Origin of the sequence: Streptomyces sp. NBC_00209 (assembly GCF_045206345.1) — a bacterium.
Lineage (GTDB): Bacteria > Actinomycetota > Actinomycetes > Streptomycetales > Streptomycetaceae > Streptomyces.
This window is the reverse complement of the sequence record NZ_CP108121.1, coordinates 632,894-654,170: the sequence shown is the minus strand read 5'-3', so window position 1 is coordinate 654,170 and position 21,277 is coordinate 632,894. Positions and strand designations below refer to the sequence as shown.

The following is a 21,277-nucleotide window of genomic DNA, read 5'->3' as shown; positions in this document are numbered from 1 at the left end:
TATCCTGGACGCTCCGACCGTCGGCTGACAAAGGAGTCCGAAGGTGCCGTCGATGCTCGATGCGGTCGTGGTGGGCGCGGGCCCCAACGGGCTGACCGCCGCAGTCGAACTGGCCCGCCGGGGCTTCGCCGTCCAGGTCTTCGAGGCCGGACCCGCCGTCGGCGGCGGCGCGCGTACGGAGGAGCTGACGCTCCCCGGCTTCCGGCACGACCCCTGCTCCGCGGTGCACCCCCTGGCCATAGGCTCCCCGGCCTTCGACGCGATGCCGCTCGACCGGCACGGCCTGGAGTGGATCCAGCCCGATCTGGCCCTCGCCCACCCCTTCCCCGACGGCACCGCCGCCGTGCTCGCCGCCTCGGTGGGGGAGACCGCGATGTCGCTCGGCCCCGGGGACGCGGGCGCCTACCGCCGGCTCCTCGCCCCCTACCTCGGCCACTGGGACACCCTCGCCCAGGACTTCCTGCGCACCCCGTGGGACGGACTGCCCCGCGACCCGTACCGCTGGGCGCGGTTCGGGCTCGACGCGATCCAGCCCGTCACCCTGCTCTCCCGCCGCTTCCGGGGCGAGAAGGCGCGCGGCCTGATCGCCGGACTCGCCGCGCACGCCATCGCGCCCATGAACGGCATCGCCACCGGCGGCATCGCCCTGCTCTTCGCGCTCGCCGCCCACGAGCGGGGCTGGCCCATTCCGCGCGGCGGCTCCCAGGCCATCTCCGACGCCCTCGCCTCGTATCTGCGGGAGCTGGGCGGCACCATCACGACCGGTACGGAGGTCAAGCGCCTGGACGAACTGCCGCCCGCCCGCGCCTACGTCTTCGACACCTCGCCGACCGCCCTCGCCCGGATCGCCGGCCTCGGCCGCGCCTACCAGGGGTACCGCTACGGCGCCTCCTGCTTCAAGATCGACTACGCGCTGTCGGGCCCGGTGCCCTGGACCGCCGAGGAACCCCGCCGGGCCGGCACCGTGCACATCGGCCCCACCGCCGGCGAGATCGACGACGCCCTGCACCGGGCGGTCGACGGCCGCGACCCCCGCGCCCCCTTCCTGATCACCGCGCAGTCCAGCCTGCTCGACCCCTCCCGCGCCCCCGAGGGCAAACACGTGTTCTGGGTGTACGGGCATGTCCCGGCGGGCTGGCAGGGCGACGCGACCGAGGTCATCGAACGGCAGCTGGAGCGGTTCGCCCCCGGCTTCCGCGACCTGGTCCTCGCCCGCGCGATCGCCGGCCCGCCCGCCATCGCCAAGCGCAACGCGAACTACGTGGACGGGGACATCGCCTGCGGCGCCTTCGCCGGCCTCCAGACCGTCATCCGCCCCAAGCTGGCCCGCGTCCCGTACGCCACCGCGCACCCGGCGGTCTTCCTCTGCTCCTCGGCGACCCCGCCCGGCCCCGGGGTGCACGGCATGTCCGGACACCACGCGGCGAAGGCGGTCTGGCGGCGGCTGCGCGAGTCGGGGGAGCCGGGCCGCCGCCGCTGACCCGGATCAGCTGCGCCCGCCCTCCCGTACCGTGCAGGTGTCCGTGTCCGCCGGGCACCAGTGCGTACGCCCCCCGACCAGGTGGAGTTCGAGGTCGGCGTCGCGCATGCCGTGGTCGTCCAGCGCCTCGCGCAGCGCGGTCGGCGCCGGCTGCGGCGGCAGGCCGAGCACGCCGATGACGACGATCCCGTTGCGCGCCTCCACGGACGCGATCTGCCACTTCCCGGTCGCCGCCCACCGCTCCGCGACCGGCCGGGCGTCGGCGGCCAGCGAACGGTCCCGGGCGACGCCGACCGTGCCGACGGTGAGCGGGACGGCGACGAGCACGACGACACAGGCCACCGCCACGAGCGTCCAGCCCCGGAACTGCCCGACCCGCATGTCCGCCCGCTCGGCGCCCGCCCGGACTCCGTAGAGGAGGAAGACCACGGTCCCGGTGGCCACGATCGCGGCCACGTTGGTCGCGAACAGGAGCGCCGACTCCCCGGCGTCGTGGTAGCGGTGCACCGTCAGGAGCAGCCCCGTCACGGCCAGCGGCGGCACCAGGGAGATGGCGATGGCCACGCCCGGCAGCGTGTCCGAGATATCGGCGCGCACCAGGGCGAACGCGCCGACCGTGCCGGTGGCCAGCGCGGCGAGCAGATCGATCAGGCGCGGGCTGATCCGCGAGGAGACCTGGCTGTTGGAGGCGAACGCGTCCGGCGGCGAGACGACCCAGCCGAGCAGCATGCCGATCGCCACCACCGCCAGCGCGCCCCCGGTCACCAGCAGCAGACAGCGCATCACCTGGCGCCGGCGGGCCAGCACCAGCGCCAGCGCGCAGCCGAGGATCGGCGTCATCAGCGGGGCGACGATCATCGCCCCGATCACCGTGGCCGTCGAGTCCCCGACGACCCCCGCGCTCGCGATGACGGCGGCCAGCACGAGCAGCCCCCAGAACCGGGTCGAGCTCGGACTGCGCAGCCCGCGCTCGATGAACAGCGCGTCGGTCATCCTCCGGACGGCGTCGGCGTCCACTGCCACCGGTCCGCTCCTCTCTGTCGTACGGCCACGATGTGCTCAGGCGGGCCCGCCGACCGGCTTCCGGTCCCCGGCCGCCAGGAACTCCACCACCGCCAGCAGGAACAGCAGACAGAGCGCGATCCCGACGACGACCCACCCCGTCGGGTGCGCCCACACCAGATAGACCACCAGGGCGCCCGCCACCAGCAGCCAGGTGAACCAGGCGCGGAACCGGCGTACGAACGGGCCGACCGGACCGGTCCGCAGCCCCGCCCCGTCCGCCGTCGCCCGCACCGCGCCGATCCCGGACGTCCACAGCCCCCGGACGGTCGTGGCACGGCGCCCCCGACCGGTGAGCCAGGCCGCCAGCGCGACCACGACCCCCAGGGCGACCACCATCCGCACCGTCGTCCCCAGGAACCGGGTCATCGCGTCGTAGACCGCGCCCGCCGCCCCCGGCGACACCCCGGCCGGCAGCGCGTCCAGATAGACCGCCCGGAAGATCCGCAGCCCGATGCCGAGCAGCCCCACGGCGACGGCGGCGCCCAGGGCCCCCGCCACCAGCGACCGGCGCCGCCGCACCGAGAGCAGCACGCCCCCGGCGATCAGCAGGACGGCGATCACGGCGAGCCAGTCGCCCAGGAGCTGCAGGACCCGTACGTACGTCCTGACCTCGCCGATGTCGTCCGACCTGACGAGCGTGATGTCGGTGTGGATCTCCGGGATGTGCCCGGCCACCGCCATGCCCCGGTCCACCAACTGCTGCTTGACCCGGTCGATCACGGGGGCGAGGTCCAGCGTGACGGCGTCGTCGGTCAGCTCCACCGCGCCGCCGCCCTTCCCGGTCAGCGCCTTGTCGACGGCCCGGTGCGCCCGCCGGTTGCCCTCGGTCCACACCTTCTCGAAGGCGTCCGACGCGGCGACCGCGCGCGCCCGGTCGTGGACCAGACCGCGGACCGCGTCCTCCAGCGAACCGCCGAGCCGCCCGAGCGCCTTCTCCAAGCGGGGCCGGTCGTCCGGCGACACCCCGGACAGCAGCGTGGACAGGTCGATCCGGGTCATGAGCGCGTCGGTCACCCGGTCGGCGACGGCGTCCTGGACGGCCGGGTCGGAGGCGAGCGGGGCGACGGTGTCCACGTAACGATCGGTGTCCCCGACCTGGTCGGACGCCCACGCGGCGACGACGGAGAGCGGGGCGAGCAGACAGCCGAGGACGATGAGGACGGCGGCGAGAAAGGACCGGCCGCGATGCCGCGGCGGCCGGGCGCGCGCCTGTTCGAGAGCGGTCACCCGGTCGCGCAGGGCCTGGACCTCCGTGGCTGAGGAGCCGTCACTCGCTGCCGCGCCGTCGTCGTCCACCGCGCCTCCTGCCGGGTCCGGATCCCCTGACTGTCCAGGCAACGGCGACCGGCGGGCGCGCGCGAGCGGGGTTGCGCCGAACGGACAATCCGGGGTGGCCGGCCGGGGGGCACCGCGGGCCCGGTTAGAGTGGGCGCTCTCATGAACGAGCGGCACACGGCACACAGCACGGACCAGGCCCCGCCCCTGGTGCACATACATCTCTTCGGTGGATTCCGGGTGACCCGCGACGGCGGACCGGCCCTCGCCGACCGCTGGCCGAGACAGACCGCCCAGGCTCTGGTGAAGCTGCTCGCCGTCGTACCCGGACACCGGCTCCACCGCGAACAGGTCATCGACATCTGCTGGCCCGACGCCGACCCCCAGGCCGCCCAGGGCAGTCTGCGCGTCGCCCTGCACGCCGCCCGCCGGGCCCTCGAACCCGAGCTCGCCTCCCGTGCCACCTCCTCGTACCTCGTCTCGGAAGGCGGACTGCTCTACCTCGACCCCGCGCGCGTCCGCATCGACGCCGACCGCGCAGAGGAGCAGGCCCGGGCCGCGCTCACCGCCGGTGGCGTGGACGTCCTCCGCGAGGCCCTGGACCGCTTCTCCGGCGAACTCCTCCCCGAGGACCGCTACGCCGACTGGGCCGAGGGCCGCCGCTCCCAGCTCGCCGATCTCAAGGAACGGCTGCTCCTCGCCCTGGGCGACGCCCACCTCCGGGCCGGCGAGCCCCAGGAAGCGGTCACCCTCGCGGAACGGCTCCTGGACGACAACCCCGCCGAGGAGCTGGCCCACCGCCTCCTCATCGACGCCTACACCCGGCTCGGGCTGCGCCGCCGCGCGGTGCGCCAGTACCACGTCTGCCGGGCGGCCCTCGACGCCGAGCTGGGCGTACGGCCGGGCGCCGAGACCGAGCGCCTGCACCGCGCCGCACTCGCGGCGGAGCCCGCCGGACCGCCGTCCGCGCCCTCGTTGCCCGCCTCGCTCCGCGTCGCCGCCGCCACCCCGCTGCGCGGGCGCGAGGCCGTGCTCGGGCGGTTGCTCGCGGTGGACGGGCCCGCCGTCGTCACCGTGCTCACCGGCGAGGCGGGCGTCGGCAAGACCCGGCTGGTCGGCGAGGTGGCCCGGCGGGCGGCCGCCTCCGGCACAGCCGTCCTGTGGGGCGGCGGACACGACGCGGAGGGGCACACCCCGTACGGCGCCTTCGCCGAGGCCCTGGACGGCTGGCTGGCCGAACGCGACGAGGCGGAACGCGCCCGCGTCGGCGGCGAGTACCCCGAACTGGCCGCCTTCCTGCCGGCGCTCGGCCGGGTCCGCGCCGACTCCGAACGCACCCCCGAGGAGGAGCGCGACCGCCTCTTCCGCGCCGCGGCCGGCCTGCTCGGCGAGCTGGCCACCGTACAGCCGGTGCTGATCGTGCTGGACGATCTGCACGCCGCGGACCTGGGCTCCTTCCAGCTGCTGAGCCACCTGGCCCGGCGGGCCGCGCAGACGGACGGCTGGCGATTCCTCGTGACGTACCGGGAGGAGGAGATACCCGACGGCGACCCGCGCGGTGCCGGTCTGTCCTCCCTGGCCCGCCAGGGCCTCTCGGTCCGCGAGGACGTGCCGCGCCTGGACCAGGAGGCGTGCCTCGCCGTCGTACGCGACACCGTCGAACTGACGGCCGCCCCCGCCTCCGGCGTCCCGGACCGGATCTGGGAACTCTCCCTCGGCAACCCGCTCTTCGCCGTCGAGCTGGCCCACGGCATGGCCGAGGGCGCCGGGACCGTCGCCCCGGACGGGGTCCGGCAGCTCGTCGCGGACCGGTTGGCGCGGCTCGACCACGACGCCCGCAGGCTCGTCGAGGCGCTCTCCGTGGCCGGACCGGAGACATCGTTGTCGGAACTGCTCGACGTCGCCGCGCACGGGCTCCACCCCGTCGTCACCGGGGGCGCCGCCACCGACGCGCTGGAACGGGCCATGGACGCCTCGCTGATCGAGGAGCGGGACATCCTGGTCGGCGGCCGGCACGAGGCGGGCCTCACCTTCCGCCACCCCCTGGTCCGGCTCACCTGCTACGAGAAGCTCTCCGCCATCCGCCGCAGGCAGCTGCACGGCGCCTTCGCGCAGGCGGTGCTCCGCAGCCGCCCCGACGCCGTGGACACCCTGGCCTCGCACTTCACCCGCGCCGACGACCCGCGAGCCGCCGAGTACCTGCGCCGGGCCGCAGCCCGGGCCGCCGCCCTCTTCGCCAACGACACCGCCGACCGCTACTACCGTGATCTGGTCGCCCGCCTCGACGTGGACGCCGCCCGCGCCCGCCTCGCCCACAGCCAGGTGCTGCGCCGCATGGGGAACTTCGCCCAGGCCGCCGAGGTGCTGCGGCTGGCGCTGGACGAGTTCGTCCGGCGCGGCGACCACGAGGACATCGTGCTCGCGGCGGCCTGGCTCGCCGACACCCTCGGGCGCACCGGCCTGCCCGACGCCGGCCGGCAGGTACTGGCCGCGCACCCGGTCACCTCCGCCACCGCGCCGGAGCCCGCCGCGGGGCACTACCTGGCCCAGGCCGTGCTGTGCCGCATCCAGGGGCGGTACGAGGACGCCTACCCGGCCGCCCAGCAGGCGGTGGCCGCCGGGCAGCGGGTGGCAGGACGGGCCGGGGAAGGGCTGATGGCCCGGGCCCACTCGCTGCGGGCCAGCATCCTGGGCCTCAGCGGCCGGCTGGACGAGGCCCGCGAGGCGGCCGACCTCGCCCTGCCCCCGGCCGAGGCGTACGGCGACCCGACCCTGCTCGGCTCGGTGCTCTCGACGCTGCGGGAGAACGAGCGGCGGGGCGGCCAGCTCCGCGAGGCCGTCGCCACCGGACAGCGGGCCCTCGATCTCGCCGAGCAGTCCGGCGATCCGGCGAGCGCCGCCTTCGAGCGGGCCAACCTCGCCGAACTCTGGCTGCTCCTCGAAGACTTCGACACGGCGCGCACCCTCGCCGAGGCGGCGGTCACGGGCGCCGAGCAGGACGACGCCTGGTGCCTTCCGTACACCCTGGCGGCCCTCGCCCTGGTCAGGATGCGCACCGGGGACGCCCGGGACGCCGCCGCCCTGCTCGACAGGGCGCGGTCCTCACCTGGCCTCGTGGACCGGCAGGCGGGTCACGAGGTACGGGCGGCCCGCGCCGAACTCGCCCTGCGCGACGGGCTGCCGGGCCACGCGCGCCGCGCCGTGGAGGGCCATGAGCGGGACGTGCCGGTGTTCGCCGCCTGGGCCGAGCTGCACTGCGGCCGGCCCGAGGCGGCGCGGCGCCTCGCGGGCGACGAGGTGGCCCGCGCCGCCCGCACCGGCGAACGGCTCGCCGAGGCGGACGCCCGGACGGTCCTCGCGCTGGCCCTGCACCGGCTCGGCGACGGCGAGGCGGCCCGGGAGGCGTTGACACGTGCCGACGACCTGGTCCGGGCCCTGCCCTACCCGGCGGGCGCGGCCCACGCGGCCGAGGTGCGGGCGCTCATGGAAACGGAGCCGGACGCCCGGTGAGGGGTGTCCGGCTCCGTGACGGGGTCAGGCGCGGTACTCAGGCCGGCAGCCGCTCCAGCAGTCCCGCGAAGTCGGTGTCCGGCGCCAGGGTGCCGAAGGCGAGCCCCCGGTCCCCGGCGAGCCGCGAGGCGCAGAACGCGTCGGCGACCGCCGTCGGCGCGTGCCGGACGAGCAGCGAGCCCTGGAGCACCAGTGCCGCGCGCTCGATGAGCCGCCGGGCCCGCAGCGGGGCGTCCTCGGTGAGCACCAGCTCGCCGCGCAGCTCCTGCCAGGCCGCGTCCAGCCGGCGGTCCGCCCCCGAGGCGGCCTCGACCTCGGCGCGGAAGGCGTCCAGCGACTCCGGCTCCCGGGCCAGCGCCCGCAGCAGGTCCAGCGCGTTCACATTGCCGGAGCCCTCCCAGATGCCGTTGAGCGGGGCCTCCCGGTACATGCGCGGCATGCCCGAATCCTCGACGTAGCCGTTGCCGCCGAGGCATTCCAGCGCCTCCGCGACCGCGACCGGCTGGCGCTTGCACACCCAGTACTTGGACACGGCCGTGGCCAGGCGCAGGAACGCCCGCTCGCCGGAGTCGCCGCGCTGGGCGCGGTCGGCGGCGCCGGCCAGGCGCAGCCCGAGCGTGGTCGCCGCCTCGGACTCGACCGCGAGGTCCCCGATGACATTGCGCATCAGCGGCTGGTCGATCAGCTTGGCGCCGAACACCGAGCGGTGGCGCACATGGTGGGCGGCCTGGGCGAGCGCGGCGCGGATGCCGGCGGCCGAGCCGATGACGCAGTCCAGACGGGTCATCGTCACCATATCGATGATGGTGCGCACGCCCTTGCCCTCCGGGCCGACGAGCCAGGCGACCGTGTCGTCGAACTCGGGCTCGCTGCTGGCGTTGGACCGGTTGCCGAGCTTGTCCTTGAGCCGCTGGATGCGGAAGGTGTTGCGGCTGCCGTCCGGCAGGACGCGCGGCACCAGGAAGCAGGAGAGGCCGCCCGGCGTCTGGGCGAGGACCAGGAAGAGGTCGTTCATCGGGGCGCTGGTGAACCACTTGTGCCCGCGCAGCCGCCAGGCCCCGTCGCCCGCCTCGGTGGCCATCGTGGTGTTGGCGCGCACATCGGTGCCGCCCTGCTTCTCCGTCATGCCCATCCCGGCGAGCAGTCCCGGCTTCTCGGCGGGGGTGCGCAGCCCGGCCTCGTACACCCGGCTGGTCAGCAGCGGTTCGTACGTCTTCGCCAGGTCGGGGGCGTGCCGCAGTGCCGGGACGACGGCGTACGTCATCGAGACGGGGCACAGGTGGCCCGCCTCCAGCGTCGACATCACCATGAAGCCGGCCGCGCGCGCCACATGGGCGCCGGGGCGCTCGTCCGCCCAGGCGGCGCCGGCCAGGCCCGCGCTCACCGAGGCGTTCATCAGGTGGTGGTAGGCGGGGTGGAAGTCGACCTCGTCCACGCGGTGGCCGTAGCGGTCGTGGGTGCGCAGCACCGGCTCGTTGGCGTTGGCCTGCTCGGCCCACTCCTGGGCCTGCGCGCTGCCGACGTAGCGGCCGAGGCGGTGCAGCTCCTCGGTGTGCCACTCGGCGCCCTCGCGGCGCAGGCCCTCCAGGAGCACCACGTCGTCGGCCACGTCGTGCCCGGTCAACGGCGGTGCCTGGTTGGTCACTTCGTGGGTCGCGGCAGCGGGGTTGCTGCGGGGGGCGACGGTTTCGGGCACGGGATCCTCCTGGTGGAAGGGGCGTCAGGGCTGCTGTGCGGGCGGGGCGCCCGCACACCGCAGGGCCATGGCGACGAGTTCGGTGAGCAGCGCCTCGGTGGTCTCGCCGTCGCCGGCGCCGAGCGGGTCGACCAGGACCTCGCCGACCGCGCCGGTGAGCGCGGCGGCGGTGATCTCGCCGTTCTGCGCGGGCAGCAGGCCCTCCTCGATGCCCGCGTGGACGACCTCGGCGAACAGGGCGCGGTAGCGGCGGCGGTAGTCGAGGCGTTCGGCGCCGACCGCCGGATCGGCCGGGGCGGCGAGCAGCGCGTAGGCCAGGCCCCGGTTCTCCAGGGCGCGGCGGGCGAAGACCTCGACGCCCCGGGCCAGCCGCTCGACCGGGGTCCCCGGCTCGCGCAGCACGGTGCCCAGCACCTCGACCTCACGCCCGGCGGCGCGCCGGAACACCTCGACGGCCAGCGCCGCCTTGGACGAGAAGTGCTGGTAGACGGAGCCGGCCGCGATGCCGGCCGAGTCGGCGACGGCGGTGACCGACGCCTGCGACCAGCCGACCTCCGTGACCACCGAGGTGGCGGCGGCGATCAGATGCTCCCTGGCTGCTTCGAGCCGACTGATTTCGGCTGGGGTCTTGCGGTAGGCCATAAAAGAAGTGAACCATCATTCAGAGTTTCCCGCCATGGTCCGTTCGCACGGTCCGGCTCGTCAGGAGAACGTGATGCACCTCAGTACCCTGCTGGACAGCGCCGTCCGCTCGGCCGGCGACCACGAAGCGGTCGTCTACCGTGAGCAGCGGTGGTCCTACCGGGAATTCGCCGACGCGGCCCGCCGTGCCGCAACCGTGCTGCGCGAGGCCGGGCTCCGGCCGGGCGACCGGCTGGCCGTGATGACGTACAACACCCCGGCCTTCCTGTTCGCCGCCTTCGGCGCCTGGTACGCGGGCGCCACCCTGGTCCCCGTCAACCACAAGCTCCAGACCGGCGAGGTGGCACGCCAGCTGACCCACTGCGGGGCCAGGATGGCCCTGGTCGACGCGGAGATCGGGGAGCGCGCCACCGCCGCCGACACCGGGGTGACCTGGCTGGTCAGCCACCCCGACGCCGGGCCGGGTGCCCTGCCCGCCGACGCGTTCGAGGCGCGGATCGCGGCCGCCGAGCCGTGGACCGGGGACCCCGGGACGGACGACGCGGTCGCCCAGATCCTGTACACCTCGGGCACCTCCGGCACCCCCAAGGGCTGCGTCCACACCCACCGGACCATCACCCTCACGGCCGCCTACACCGCCGCCGCCATCCCGCTGCGCCGCGACGAGCGGTTCCTGATCTGCATGCCCGTCTGGCACGCCTCCCCACTCAACAACTGGGTGATGGGCACGCTGCTGACACGCGGCACGGTGGTGCTCCAGCGCGAGTACGAACCCCGGGGCATGCTGGAGGTCATCGAGCGCGAACGGGTCACCGCGATGTTCGGCGCCCCGATCGCCCTGATCGCGCCGACGCAGGCGGTCCCCGACTTCGCCTCGTACGACCTCTCGTCCGTGCGGGCCTGGATCTACGGCGCCGGACCGCTCGACGCGGACACCGCGCGCCGCCTCATGAAGGCGTACGGCTCCGAGGACTTCCACCAGGTGTACGGGATGAGCGAGACGGGCCCCGTCGGCGCCTCGCTCCCGCCCGCCGAGCAGGTCGCCAAGGCCGGCGCGATCGGCAGGGGCGGCATGCCCGGGGTCGAGCTGCGGGTCGTGCGCGAGGACGGCACGGACGCGGGGGCGGGGGAGACCGGCGAGATCCGGCTGCGCTCCGACACCCGCATGGTGGGTTACCTGGACGACGAGAAGGCCACCGCCGAGGTGTTCGCGGGCGACTGGTACCGCAGCGGCGACCTGGGCCGGGTGGACGAGGACGGGTTCGTCACGGTCGTGGACCGGATGAAGGACGTGATCATCACCGGCGGCGAGAACGTCGCCTCGCAGGAGGTGGAGGGCGCCCTGCGCGGCCACCCGGACGTCCTGGACGTCGCCGTCGTCGGCCGGCCCCACCCCCAGTGGGGCGAGACCGTGGTCGCCGTGGTCGTCCCGCGCGAGGGCGCCGCGCTCGACCTGGAGGGCGTCCGCGCCTGGCTGGAGACCCGGATCGCCCGCTACAAGGCACCCCGCGAGCTCGTCCTGCGCCCCGGCCTGCCGCGCACCCCGTCCGGGAAGATCACCAAGCACGTCCTGCGCGACGAGCTGACGCGGTGAGCCCGGCCCCGTACCCCCGCAACCGGCGGCGGGGCCGGGCCGCGTAGGGTCGGGACATGGCCGACGAACAGGTGACCAAGGCGCGGCGGGGGCCCGGCAGACCCCGCGAGGAGCGGGTCACCCGGGCCGTCCTGGAGGCCGTGGTCGAGCTGGTCACGGAGAACGGCATGGGCGCCCTGACGATGGACGCCGTGGCGGCCCGCGCCGGCGTCAGCAAACCGGCCATGTACCGGCGTTGGGCCACCAAGCAGGATCTCGTCCTGGCCGCCGCCGAGTCCCGGATCGGGCCGCTCACCGTCCCCGACATGGGCGACTTCCGCGCCGAGCTGCGCGCCGTGCTGACGGCGCGCATGGAGGCGTACCGGCAGCCGGGCGTCTCGCGCCTGCTCGCCGGGGTGATCGGCTCGGCCTCGGAGGTGGGCGCCGAGCCGGGCGCGTACCGCGACTACGCGGCCCGCGTGATGGGCGAGACCCGTCACCTCCTGGAACGCGGGGTGGCGCGCGGCGACGTCCGGGCCGACGTGGACATCGCCGCCGCCGCGACGCTCGTCGCCGCCTCGCTGGTCTTCCGCATGGTCGGCGAACAGCGCCTCCCGGACCAGCGGTTGGTGGACTCCGTGGTGGACCTCATCGGCCGGGCGGTCGCCGCCCCGGCGTAGCCGCGTACGCCTTCACCCGGCCCCGCCGCCGGGTGCTTCGGCATGTCCAGAACAGCCCAGGAAGGTCACCGGATCCCCGGGAAATCAATGCGCCACACCCCTTGCCCCGCCGCATTCTCATATCGATACTGCTGGTTACGTAATTAGCTCGCCGTCGGGAGGAACACCCATGCAGACCGCCACGACGAACCCGGTCCAGAATCCGCGGCCGGTCCTGGACAAGCCGCTCATGCACTACGGGAGCCGGACCCTCGAACGGCTCGCGCCCGGCGCCGAGCCGGCCACGTACCGGCAGGTCGAGATCAGCCCGCTCACCCCGCACTTCGGCGCCGTGCTCGGCGGAGTCGACCTGACCCGCCCGATCACCGTGGAGCTCGCCGAGGAGCTGCGCCAGGCGCTGCTGGAGTGGAAGGTGATCTTCTTCCGCAAGCAGACCGGCTTCACCGCCGAGCACCAGCTCGCCCTGTCCGGCGTCTGGGGTCCGCCCGAGCCCAACCCGTTCTTCCCGAAGACCGGGACGGCCGGCGTCTCGCGCCTCGCCAAGGACGCCAAGGCCGCCGGCAACAAGAACATCTGGCACAGCGACCACTCGTTCATGGTCAACCCGGCGCTCGGCTCCGTCCTGCGCGCCGTGGAGGTGCCCGGAGCGGGCGGCGACACGATGTGGGCGGACATGGCCGCCGCCTACGACAACCTGCCCGACGACCTGAAGGCCCGCATCGCCGAGCTCACCGCCGTACACGACTGGGCGCCCAGCTGGGGCGCCCTCATGAACGACGAGCAGAAGGCCGAGTTCCGCACGTCCTGGCCGCAGGTCGAGCACCCCGTCGTCGTCCGCCACCCGCGCAGCGGCCGCAAGACGCTCTACGTCAACGAGCCCTTCACCACTCGCATCAACGGCCTGTCCGACGCCGAGAGCCGCGAACTGCTCGACATCCTGGTCCTCCAGGCCCGCATCCCCGAGTACCAGGTCCGCTTCCGCTGGGAGGCCGACTCGATCGCCATCTGGGACAACATCGCCACCCAGCACTACGCGATCAACGACTACTTCCCGCAGCGCCGGGTCATGGAGCGCATCGCCATCGCCGGTGTACCGCTCGCCTGACCCCCTCCGCCCCTCTTACCGGGAGATCCCATGACCGCGGCACCGATCGAACGGCCCCAGCAGCCCACCCAAGCGGTGGCACCCGCCGGCACCCGTAGCAGGGCCTGGACGGTGACCGCGCTCCTCGTGGTCTTCATGATGGTCAACTTCGCCGACAAGTCCGTACTCGGCCTCGCCGCCGACGAGATCCGCGCGGACCTGCATCTGAGTGCCACTCAGTTCGGCCTCGTCAACGGCGCGTTCTTCCTGCTCTTCTCGGTCGCGGCCGTCCTGGTCGGGCTCGCCGCCGACCGGGTGTCACCGAAGATCCTGCTGCTCCTCATGGCGCTGCTGTGGTCCGTGGCCCAGGTGCCCGCGGCGATCGGCGGCGGCCTCGCCGTCCTCGTCGCCTCCCGGGTCTTCCTCGGCGCGGCGGAGGGCCCGGCCTTCCCCGTGGCCCAGCAGGCCACCCTCGCCTGGTTCCCGAACGACCGGCGCAACCTGCCGGGCGCCCTGATCACCCTCGGCGTCACGCTCGGCGTGATCACCTCCGCGCCCGGCCTGTCCTGGGTCATCCAGCACCACGGCTGGCGCACCGCCCTGTGGGTGCTGGCGGGCGTGGGCCTCGTCTGGGCCGCCGTCTGGAAGGTGCTCGGCGCCGACGGCGGACACCGCGTCGAGCCCACCCGTAAACCCGTACGCGAAGAGGCGCCCGCCGCCCCGGTCCCGTACCGCGCGATCCTCACCAGCCGCACCTGGATCGGCGCCACCTTCGCCTACTTCACCAGTTACTGGACCGTCGCCCTCATGCTGGTCTGGCTGCCGTCCTACCTCCGCAACGCCCTCGGCTACTCGGCCGGCGAGGCGGGCACCGTCGTCGTCGCGCCCTGGACCATCGGCGCCGTCGTCCTGCTCGCCCAGGCCGGTGTCACCGGACGGCTGATGCGGCGGGGGACCGGCAGCCGCCGCGCCCGGGGCTGGGTCGGCGGCACACTGCTCGGGCTCGGCGCCCTGTGCTGCCTGGCCGTCCCCCTCGCGGACGGCTCCACGGCCAAGACCGTGCTGATCGCCCTCGGCTTCGGGCTCGGCGGTTCGTACGCGGCCGTCGCGGCGACCACCGTCAGCGAACTGGCCCCGCCGAACAGGGCAGGCGGCGCGCTCGGCGTCATGAACGCCCTGGTCACCATGGCCGGACTGGCCGCCCCGGCCGTCGTGGGCGCCCTCGTCGACGCCCAGGGGACCGGCGGCTACCAGAACGCCGTCGTGCTCTCGGGTCTTCTCCTCGTCCTGGGGGCGGCGGCATCCTTCTGGCTCATCGACCCGGCCCGCGACGCGGCCCGCCCGACCCCCTGACGCCTGCCCCCACCGGACCCACCCAAGGAGCCCGCCCGTGAGCGCCGCCCCCGCACTCGACACCAGCCCGCTCGACCTCGCCGTCTCCGAACTCCGCGACCGGGCCGCCACCTGGACCGCCACCCCGCTCCCCGAACGCGTCGCCCTCCTGGAGCGCATGCTCCCGCGCATCGCCGAGACCGCGCCCGCCATGGTCGCCGACGCGTCCGCCGCCAAGGGGTACGCCGCCGACTCGGCCTGGGCCGCCGAGGACTGGGTCACCGCCCCCTGGGCCCTGGCCCAGACGGCGAGCGCCTACCTCCATGTGCTGCGCAGGCTGGCCGCCGGACAGGACCCGGTCGACCCCAAGGCCGTCCGCGACCGCGAGGGACGCGTCCTGGTCGACGTCTTCCCCGCCACCGGGTCGGACCGCCTCCTGCTCAACGGGTTCACCGCCGAGGTCTGGACCCTGCCCGGGACCACCCGCGAGCAGGCGCTGGCCGACGCGGCGGGGGAGTACCGGGGCCGCCGGGGCAGCCCGGCCGTCGCCCTGGTCCTGGGCGCGGGGAACGTCCCCGCGATCACCCCGCTCGACATCCTGCACAAGCTGTACGCGGAGGGCGAGGTCGTCCTCGCCAAGATGAACCCCGTCAACGCCTACCTGCGCCCGCACTTCGAGACGGTGTTCGCCGAGTTCATCGAGAACGGCTGGGTGCGCTTCGTGGACGGCGGGGCCGACACCGGCGCCTACCTCACCACCCACGACGGCGTCGACACCATCCACGTCACCGGCAGCGAACGCACCCACGACGCGATCGTCTGGGGCACCGACGAACAGGCCGAGCGGCGCAGGAGCGAGGACAGCCCGCTCAACGACAAGCCGTTCACCAGCGAACTCGGCGGCGTCAGCCCCTGCATCGTCACCCCCGGCCCGTGGAGCGCGGCGGACTTCCGCTTCCAGGCCGAGCACATCGTCACCAGCAAGATGAACAACTCCGGCCACAACTGCGTCGCCAGCCAGATCCTCGTCGTCCCCCGCGAGTGGGACGGCACCGAGCGGCTGCTCGCCGAGATCCGCCGGGTCCTGCGCGAACTGCCGCCCCGCGCCGACTACTACCCCGGCGCCGCCGACCGCCTCGACGCGGTCGTCCGCGCCCACCCGGACGCCGAGACCCACGGCGAGGGCGCCTGCCGCCTCCTCGTCCCGGACATCACGGACGAGGGCGACCCGATGCTCGACATCGAGGTGTTCGCCAGCGCCCTCGGAGTCGTACGCCTGCCCGGCGCCGACGCCCCGGAATTCCTGCGCGCCGCGACGGAGTTCGCCAACGACCGGCTCCCCGGCACCCTCGGCGCGACCCTGCTCGTCCATCCCCGCACCGAACGCGCCCACCGCCGCGCGGTCGAGGAGGCGGTTGCCGGCCTCCGCTACGGCACCCTCGGCGTCAACTGCTGGTCGGCGTTCGGCTTCCTGCTCGGCTACACCCCCTGGGGCGCCTTCCCCGGGCACAGCCGCCAGGACATCGGCAGCGGCGTCGGCTTCGTGCACAACGCGTTCATGCTGGAGCACGTCGAGAAGGCAGTCGTACGCGCCCCCTTCGCACCGGCCCCGCGCGGCCTGTTCACCGGCTCCCCGTCGCTGTCCCCGCGCCCGCCGTACTACGTCACCAACCGCACCGGCCGTACGACCATGGAACGGCTCACCGCGTACACGGCCGACCCGAGGGTGTCCCGGCTGCCGGGGATCTTCGCCTCGGCCCTCCTCGGCTGAGCCGTACCTGGCGTCGGGCAGCCCCAGGCAGCCCGACGCCCATGTCGGATTTCCGCCAGCACCAGGCCCCGCACGTGACCCATCCTTGAACCATGCACACCGACACCGAGCGCTGCGTCCGGGCGGTCCGGTCCAAGGACGCCCGCTTCGACGGCTGGTTCTTCACGGCCGTCCTGACCACCCGGATCTACTGCCGCCCGAGCTGCCCCGTCGTGCCGCCCAAGGCCGAGAACATGACGTTCTACCCCAGCGCGGCCGCCTGCCAGCAGGCCGGGTTCCGGGCCTGCAAGCGGTGCCGCCCCGACACCAGCCCCGGATCCCCGGAGTGGAACGCGCGCGCCGACTCGGTGGCCCGCGCGATACGGCTCATCCGCGACGGCGTGGTCGACCGCGAAGGCGTCCCCGGCCTCGCCGCCCGCCTCGGCTACTCGCCCCGCCAGATCGAACGCCAGCTGCTCGCCGAGCTGGGCGCCGGACCGCTCGCCCTGGCCCGCGCCCAGCGCGCCCAGACCGCCCGCGTGCTCATCGAGACCACCGCGCTCCCCATGGCCGAGATCGCCTTCGCCGCCGGGTTCTCCTCGGTGCGCACCTTCAACGACACCGTCCGCGAGGTCTTCGCCCTCGCCCCCGGCGAACTGCGCAGCCGGGCCGCCCGCACCGCACCCGCGCCCGCCACCCCCGGCGTCATCACGCTGCGCCTCCCGTACCGCGCCCCGCTCAACCCCAGCAACCTCTTCGGCCACCTCGCGGCGACCGCCGTCCCCGGCGTCGAGGAGTGGCGCGACGGCGCGTACCGCCGCACCCTCGCCCTGCCGCACGGCCACGGCATCGTCGCGCTCACCCCGCGCCCCGACCACATCGCCTGCCGGCTCTCCCTCACCGACCCGCGCGACCTGACCCTCGCCATCAGCCGGTGCCGCTGGCTCCTCGACCTGGACGCCGACCCGGTCGCCGTGGACGAGCAACTGCGCACCGACCCGCTGCTCGCCCCGCTGGTCGACGCCGCACCGGGCCGCCGGGTGCCGCGAACCGTCGACGGCGCCGAGTTCGCCGTCCGCGCCGTGCTGGGCCAGCAGGTGTCCACCGCCGCCGCCCGCACCCACGCCGCCCGCCTGGTCACCGCCCACGGCACCCCGGTCGACGACCCCGAGGGCGGACTCACCCACCTCTTCCCGGACCCGGAGGCGCTGGCCGGACTCGACCCCGAGCAGCTGGCCCTCCCGCGCAGCCGCCGCCGCACGCTCACCACCCTCGTGCGGGCCCTGGCGGACGGCTCGCTGCGCCTCGGCCCCGACTCCGACTGGGAGCGGGCCCGCACCGAACTGGCCGCACTGCCCGGCTTCGGCCCCTGGACCGTCGAGGTCATCGCGATGCGCGCCCTCGGCGACCCGGACGCCTTCCTCCCGACCGACCTCGGCATCCGCAGGTCCGCCGAGCAGCTGGGCCTGCCCTCCACCCCGGCCGCCCTCACCGCCCGCGCGGCAGGCTGGCGCCCCTGGCGGGCGTACGCCGTCCAGTACCTCTGGACCGTGGACGACCACCCCATCAACCACCTCCCGGACACGGAAGGAAGTGCCCCGTGACCCGGCAGCACACCGTCACCGACAGCCCCTACGGCCCGCTGACCCTCGTCGCCACCGACGGCGTCCTCGCCGGCCTCTACATGACCGGCCAGCGCCACCGGCCCCCCGAGGAGACCTTCGGCGCACCCGATCCCCGCCCCTTCGCCGAGACGGTCCGCCAGCTCGACGCCTACTTCGCCGGCGAACTGCGCGACTTCGACCTGCCGTTGCACCTGGACGGCACCCCGTTCCAGCGCAGCGTCTGGGAGCAGCTGCGCCTCATCCCGTACGGCGAGACCCGCTCCTACGGCGAACTCGCCGAGAACCTGGGCAAGCCCGGGGCCTCCAGGGCGGTGGGCCTGGCCAACGGCAAGAACCCGGTCGGCATCATCGTGCCCTGCCACCGGGTGATCGGGGCCTCGGGCGGACTCACGGGCTACGGGGGCGGGCTTGACCGCAAACAGCGCCTGCTGGCGTTCGAGAACGGTACGGAGGCGAGCACCCCGGCGCTGTTCTGAGGCGGGTACGGCGAGGGGCCCCGCACACGCGTGTGCGGGGCCCCTCGCCGTACAGCAGGTCCGTGGCTCAGCCGACGAAGATCTCGGTCACCGTCCAGATCGCCAGGGCCAGCATGCACAGCCCGCCGATCCGCTGCACGGTCTTCAGCGGTACACGCTTCGCGATGAACCGGCCCGCCAGCAGCGCCAGCGCCGAGACCGACATCAGGGCAGCGGCGGAACCGATCGCGGTCGACCAGGTGCCGTTGCTCGCCGCCAGGTTGGCGGTCGTGATCTGCGTGAGGTCGCCCCACTCGCTGATGAACACCGCCATGAACGCCGTCGAGTACACCGGCCAGAAGCCGGTCACCGTCTTCGGGCCCGCCTCGTCGTCCTCGTCGTCCCCGCCCCCGCGCAGCAGCATGAACGCGCCGAACGCGAAGAGGGAGGCCGAGACGAGCTTGACGATCCAGTCGGGCAGCAGACCGAGCAGCCCGCCCGCCCCCACCGCGATGGCGACATGCACGATGAACGCGGAGGAGGTGCCGAACCAGACGTAGAGCGGGCGCATGCGCGTGCCCATGGCGAGCGACGCGAACATCGTCTTGTCCGGGAGCTCGGCGAGGAAGATCAGCCCGAAAGCGGTGATGATCGCCAGGGGGTCGAGATGCATTCCGGGTGGCTTTCTGTACGAGCCGGGCCCCGGATCTCCGCGAAGTGCCGGTCGGCGTTTCGGAGGACCACTCGGCCCGGCATGACGGCACCGCCCACAGGGCGTGGGCGTGTCATACCTGACCGAAGGTCTCGCCCACCCGTGATAGTCCACGAGCCCGGCCACCGGGAACCGCGAGGTTCCAGTGTGTCGACGACCGGTTTGCGGGGCTACTCCCCTTCGCAGCCGTCAACAGTACCTCACCCGGCCGGGCGCCGCGCGATCAGGAACGCCAGATGCTTCGCGGCCGGCTCGTCCACGAGGAGCGTGGCGTAGTCGGCGGTGACGGTGTCGTACGAGTCCGGGTGGCGCGGAGAGTCATGCCCGGGACCGTACCGGGGTGCGGTGCTACCGTCGCGCCATGGCGAAGGTAGCGATCAGCCTCGACGCGGAACTCGTGGTCGAGGTGATGGTGCTCGCGGGGGTCGGCAACCCGCAGGACGCGGTCGAACTCGTCGTGCGCGACTACATCGCGCGCGGCCACCGCACGGAGGCCCGCGTCGCGGCGCGCGAGGAGACCGCGCGCGACGACGAGACCAGGCCCCCGGAGACCCAGGGCTGACCGGCCGCCCCGCCTCAGCCGACGGGGCGGCCGTCCTCCAGCTCCACGGCGCCCGTGCCGGAATCCAGCGCCTTCAGCGCCGCGTGCATCCGTCCGGCGCGCGCACCCTTCAGGTACTGGTCGATCTCCGCCGGCTCGACCAGCTTCCAGGACAGGAGCTCCGACTCCTGGAGCCGGATCGCCTTCAGCTGCTCCTCGTCCAGGACCCCGCCGTCGTACACGTACGCCACGATCGGCGGCCGGTCGCTGCCGCGCGCCCAGTCGACGGCCAGCAACCGCCCCGGCTCGATGTCCAGCCCGATCTCCTCCAGGGACTCCCGGCGCGCACCCTGGCGCGGGCCCTCCCCCTCGGCCGACTCGACCGTTCCGCCCGGCAGCGTCCACCCCTCCCGGTAGTTCGGCTCGACCAGCAGCACCCGGCCGCCCACGTCCCGGAAGACGCAAGCGGCACCGACGAGGACCTTGGGAAGACCGGCGATATACGTGGCGTAGTCAGTAGTGGTCACACGGTCAGCGTAGGGCCATTTTGATCGATCAGACATGGGCAGGGAGGGGGTGCGGCGGATAGGGTCGGGGCGGCGCGACTGCCTGTTCGAATGCAAAGGGAATCATGGTGACGGACGGAGCAGTGACCGCACGCGTGCTCGTCGCGGCGGACAAGTTCAAGGGCTCGCTCACGGCCGTGCAGGTCGCGGAGCGGGTGACGGCCGGTCTGCGGCGCGTCGTCCCGGATGTACGGGTGGAGACCCTGCCGGTCGCCGACGGCGGCGACGGCACGGTGGCCGCGGCGGTGGCCGCCGGCTTCGAGCGCCGCGAGGTGCGGGTGACCGGGCCCCTGGGCGACCCCGTCACCGCCGCGTACGCGGTGCGGGGGACCACCGCGGTGGTCGAGATGGCCGAGGCGTCCGGCCTCCAGCACCTGCCCGACGGGGTCTTCGCGCCCCTCACGGCCACCACGTACGGCTCGGGGGAGCTGCTGCTCGCCGCCGTCGAGGCGGGGGCCCGGACCATCGTGTTCGGCGTCGGCGGCAGCGCGACCACGGACGGCGGCGCGGGCATGCTCGCCGCGCTCGGCGCGCGCTTCCTCGACGTGGACGGCAAGCCGGTCGGGCCGGGCGGCGGCGGTCTCGCGGACCTCGCCGAGGCGGACCTGTCCGGGCTCGACCCCCGGTTCGCCGGCATCGACCTGGTCCTCGCCAGCGACGTCGACAACCCGTTGACCGGCCCGAAGGGCGCGCCGGAGGTCTACGGCCGCCAGAAGGGCGCGACCGAGGCGGACATCGCGACCCTCGACGCGGCGCTCGCCCACTACGCGTCGCTCCTCGGCCCCGCCCAGGCGGACCTCCCCGGCGCCGGGGCGGCCGGCGGCATCGGCTACGGGGCGCTCGTCGCCCTCGGTGCGCGCTTCCGCCCCGGGATCGAGGTCATGCTCGACGTCCTGGGCTTCGCGCCCGCGCTCGACCGGGCGACCTTCGTCATCACCGGCGAGGGCTCCCTCGACGCCCAGACCCTCCACGGCAAGGCCCCGGCGGGCGTCGCGGCGGCGGCGCGGGCGGCGGGGGTCGACGTGGTGGCGGTGTGCGGGCGGCTGACGCTGTCGCCGGAGGCGCTGGCGGGGGCGGGAATCCGGCGGGCGTACGCGCTGCTGGACCTGGAGCCGGACCCCGCGGTGTGCATGGCGGAGGCGGGGGCGCTCCTTGAGCGCGCGGCGGAGTCGATCGCGCGGGACTTTCTGGTCTGAGGGGCTGAAAAACCAGCCTCGCCGGCGTTTGAGGCGCGGGGTCCGGGGCGGAGCCCCGGTTTCGGGAAGGGGCGGGTAGGGGACAAGGCCCGCCG

General features: G+C 74.4%; 17 protein-coding genes. 11 read left to right on the top strand and 6 right to left on the bottom strand.

Features of this window, described 5'->3' with window-relative positions:
- The first annotated feature begins 43 nt into the window (after positions 1–43).
- Positions 44–1,480, top strand: coding sequence for a phytoene desaturase family protein (locus OG867_RS02890; RefSeq protein ID WP_406282352.1), 1,437 nt, complete (start codon positions 44–46; stop codon positions 1,478–1,480).
- Positions 1,481–1,486: 6 nt separating this feature from the next.
- Here the strand turns inward: OG867_RS02890 and OG867_RS02885 are convergent, their stop codons facing one another.
- Together OG867_RS02885 and OG867_RS02880 are read right to left on the bottom strand one after the other, a co-directional pair.
- Positions 1,487–2,503 (bottom strand): DUF389 domain-containing protein, encoded by a 1,017-nt coding sequence (locus OG867_RS02885; protein ID WP_406282349.1) that lies wholly within the window; start codon positions 2,501–2,503, stop codon positions 1,487–1,489.
- 36 nt (positions 2,504–2,539) lie between these two features.
- Positions 2,540–3,841 (bottom strand): hypothetical protein, encoded by a 1,302-nt coding sequence (locus OG867_RS02880; RefSeq protein WP_406282346.1) that lies wholly within the window; start codon positions 3,839–3,841, stop codon positions 2,540–2,542.
- A 141-nt stretch (positions 3,842–3,982) separates the two neighbouring features.
- On the opposite strand from OG867_RS02880, the gene OG867_RS02875 reads away from it, so the two are divergent.
- Positions 3,983–7,330, top strand: a complete 3,348-nt coding sequence (locus OG867_RS02875) for an ATP-binding protein (RefSeq protein ID WP_406282344.1) — start codon at positions 3,983–3,985, stop codon at positions 7,328–7,330.
- Positions 7,331–7,367: 37 nt separating this feature from the next.
- Here the strand turns inward: OG867_RS02875 and OG867_RS02870 are convergent, their stop codons facing one another.
- Both OG867_RS02870 and OG867_RS02865 read right to left on the bottom strand, forming a co-directional pair.
- The gene (locus OG867_RS02870) at positions 7,368–9,026 is read right to left on the bottom strand and encodes an acyl-CoA dehydrogenase family protein (protein WP_406282341.1); all 1,659 of its coding nucleotides are present in this window, start codon (positions 9,024–9,026) and stop codon (positions 7,368–7,370) included.
- Between the two features lie 24 nt (positions 9,027–9,050).
- Positions 9,051–9,668, bottom strand: coding sequence for a TetR/AcrR family transcriptional regulator (locus OG867_RS02865; protein WP_406282338.1), 618 nt, complete (start codon positions 9,666–9,668; stop codon positions 9,051–9,053).
- A 73-nt stretch (positions 9,669–9,741) separates the two neighbouring features.
- Here OG867_RS02865 and OG867_RS02860 point away from each other — a divergent pair, with 73 nt between their 5' ends.
- From OG867_RS02860 to OG867_RS02830, 7 genes are all read left to right on the top strand, one after another.
- Positions 9,742–11,262, top strand: coding sequence for a class I adenylate-forming enzyme family protein (locus OG867_RS02860; RefSeq protein WP_406282335.1), 1,521 nt, complete (start codon positions 9,742–9,744; stop codon positions 11,260–11,262).
- A gap of 56 nt (positions 11,263–11,318) precedes the next feature.
- On the top strand, positions 11,319–11,921 hold the full coding sequence (locus tag OG867_RS02855; protein ID WP_406282332.1) for a TetR/AcrR family transcriptional regulator: 603 nt from the start codon (positions 11,319–11,321) through the stop codon (positions 11,919–11,921).
- A gap of 169 nt (positions 11,922–12,090) precedes the next feature.
- Complete coding sequence (locus tag OG867_RS02850; protein WP_406282329.1) at positions 12,091–13,026, top strand: TauD/TfdA dioxygenase family protein; 936 nt, start codon at positions 12,091–12,093, stop codon at positions 13,024–13,026.
- A 30-nt stretch (positions 13,027–13,056) separates the two neighbouring features.
- Positions 13,057–14,358, top strand: a complete 1,302-nt coding sequence (locus tag OG867_RS02845; protein ID WP_406282326.1) for an MFS transporter — start codon at positions 13,057–13,059, stop codon at positions 14,356–14,358.
- Positions 14,359–14,395: 37 nt separating this feature from the next.
- Complete coding sequence (locus OG867_RS02840) at positions 14,396–16,108, top strand: aldehyde dehydrogenase family protein (protein WP_328903480.1); 1,713 nt, start codon at positions 14,396–14,398, stop codon at positions 16,106–16,108.
- Positions 16,109–16,200: 92 nt separating this feature from the next.
- Complete coding sequence (locus tag OG867_RS02835; protein WP_406282323.1) at positions 16,201–17,691, top strand: AlkA N-terminal domain-containing protein; 1,491 nt, start codon at positions 16,201–16,203, stop codon at positions 17,689–17,691.
- Positions 17,688–18,188: a methylated-DNA--[protein]-cysteine S-methyltransferase gene (locus tag OG867_RS02830; RefSeq protein WP_406282320.1), complete on the top strand. Its 501-nt coding sequence runs from the start codon at positions 17,688–17,690 to the stop codon at positions 18,186–18,188. Before OG867_RS02835 ends, OG867_RS02830 begins: the two co-directional genes overlap by 4 nt.
- 67 nt (positions 18,189–18,255) lie before the next feature.
- Here the strand turns inward: OG867_RS02830 and OG867_RS02825 are convergent, their stop codons facing one another.
- A complete protein-coding gene (locus OG867_RS02825; protein WP_328903483.1) occupies positions 18,256–18,840 on the bottom strand; it encodes a TMEM165/GDT1 family protein in 585 nt (194 codons plus the stop codon).
- 400 nt (positions 18,841–19,240) lie between these two features.
- Between OG867_RS02825 and OG867_RS02820 the strand changes: the two genes are divergently transcribed.
- Positions 19,241–19,441, top strand: coding sequence for a type II toxin-antitoxin system VapB family antitoxin (locus OG867_RS02820; protein ID WP_073965865.1), 201 nt, complete (start codon positions 19,241–19,243; stop codon positions 19,439–19,441).
- A 14-nt stretch (positions 19,442–19,455) separates the two neighbouring features.
- On the opposite strand, the gene OG867_RS02815 is transcribed toward OG867_RS02820, so the two are convergent.
- Positions 19,456–19,947, bottom strand: coding sequence for an NUDIX domain-containing protein (locus OG867_RS02815; RefSeq protein WP_406282315.1), 492 nt, complete (start codon positions 19,945–19,947; stop codon positions 19,456–19,458).
- Between the two features lie 104 nt (positions 19,948–20,051).
- On the opposite strand from OG867_RS02815, the gene OG867_RS02810 reads away from it, so the two are divergent.
- Positions 20,052–21,182 carry a glycerate kinase gene (locus OG867_RS02810; protein WP_406282313.1) on the top strand — a complete coding sequence of 377 codons (1,131 nt, stop codon included), beginning with the start codon at positions 20,052–20,054 and terminating at the stop codon, positions 21,180–21,182.
- Positions 21,183–21,277 lie beyond the last annotated feature (95 nt).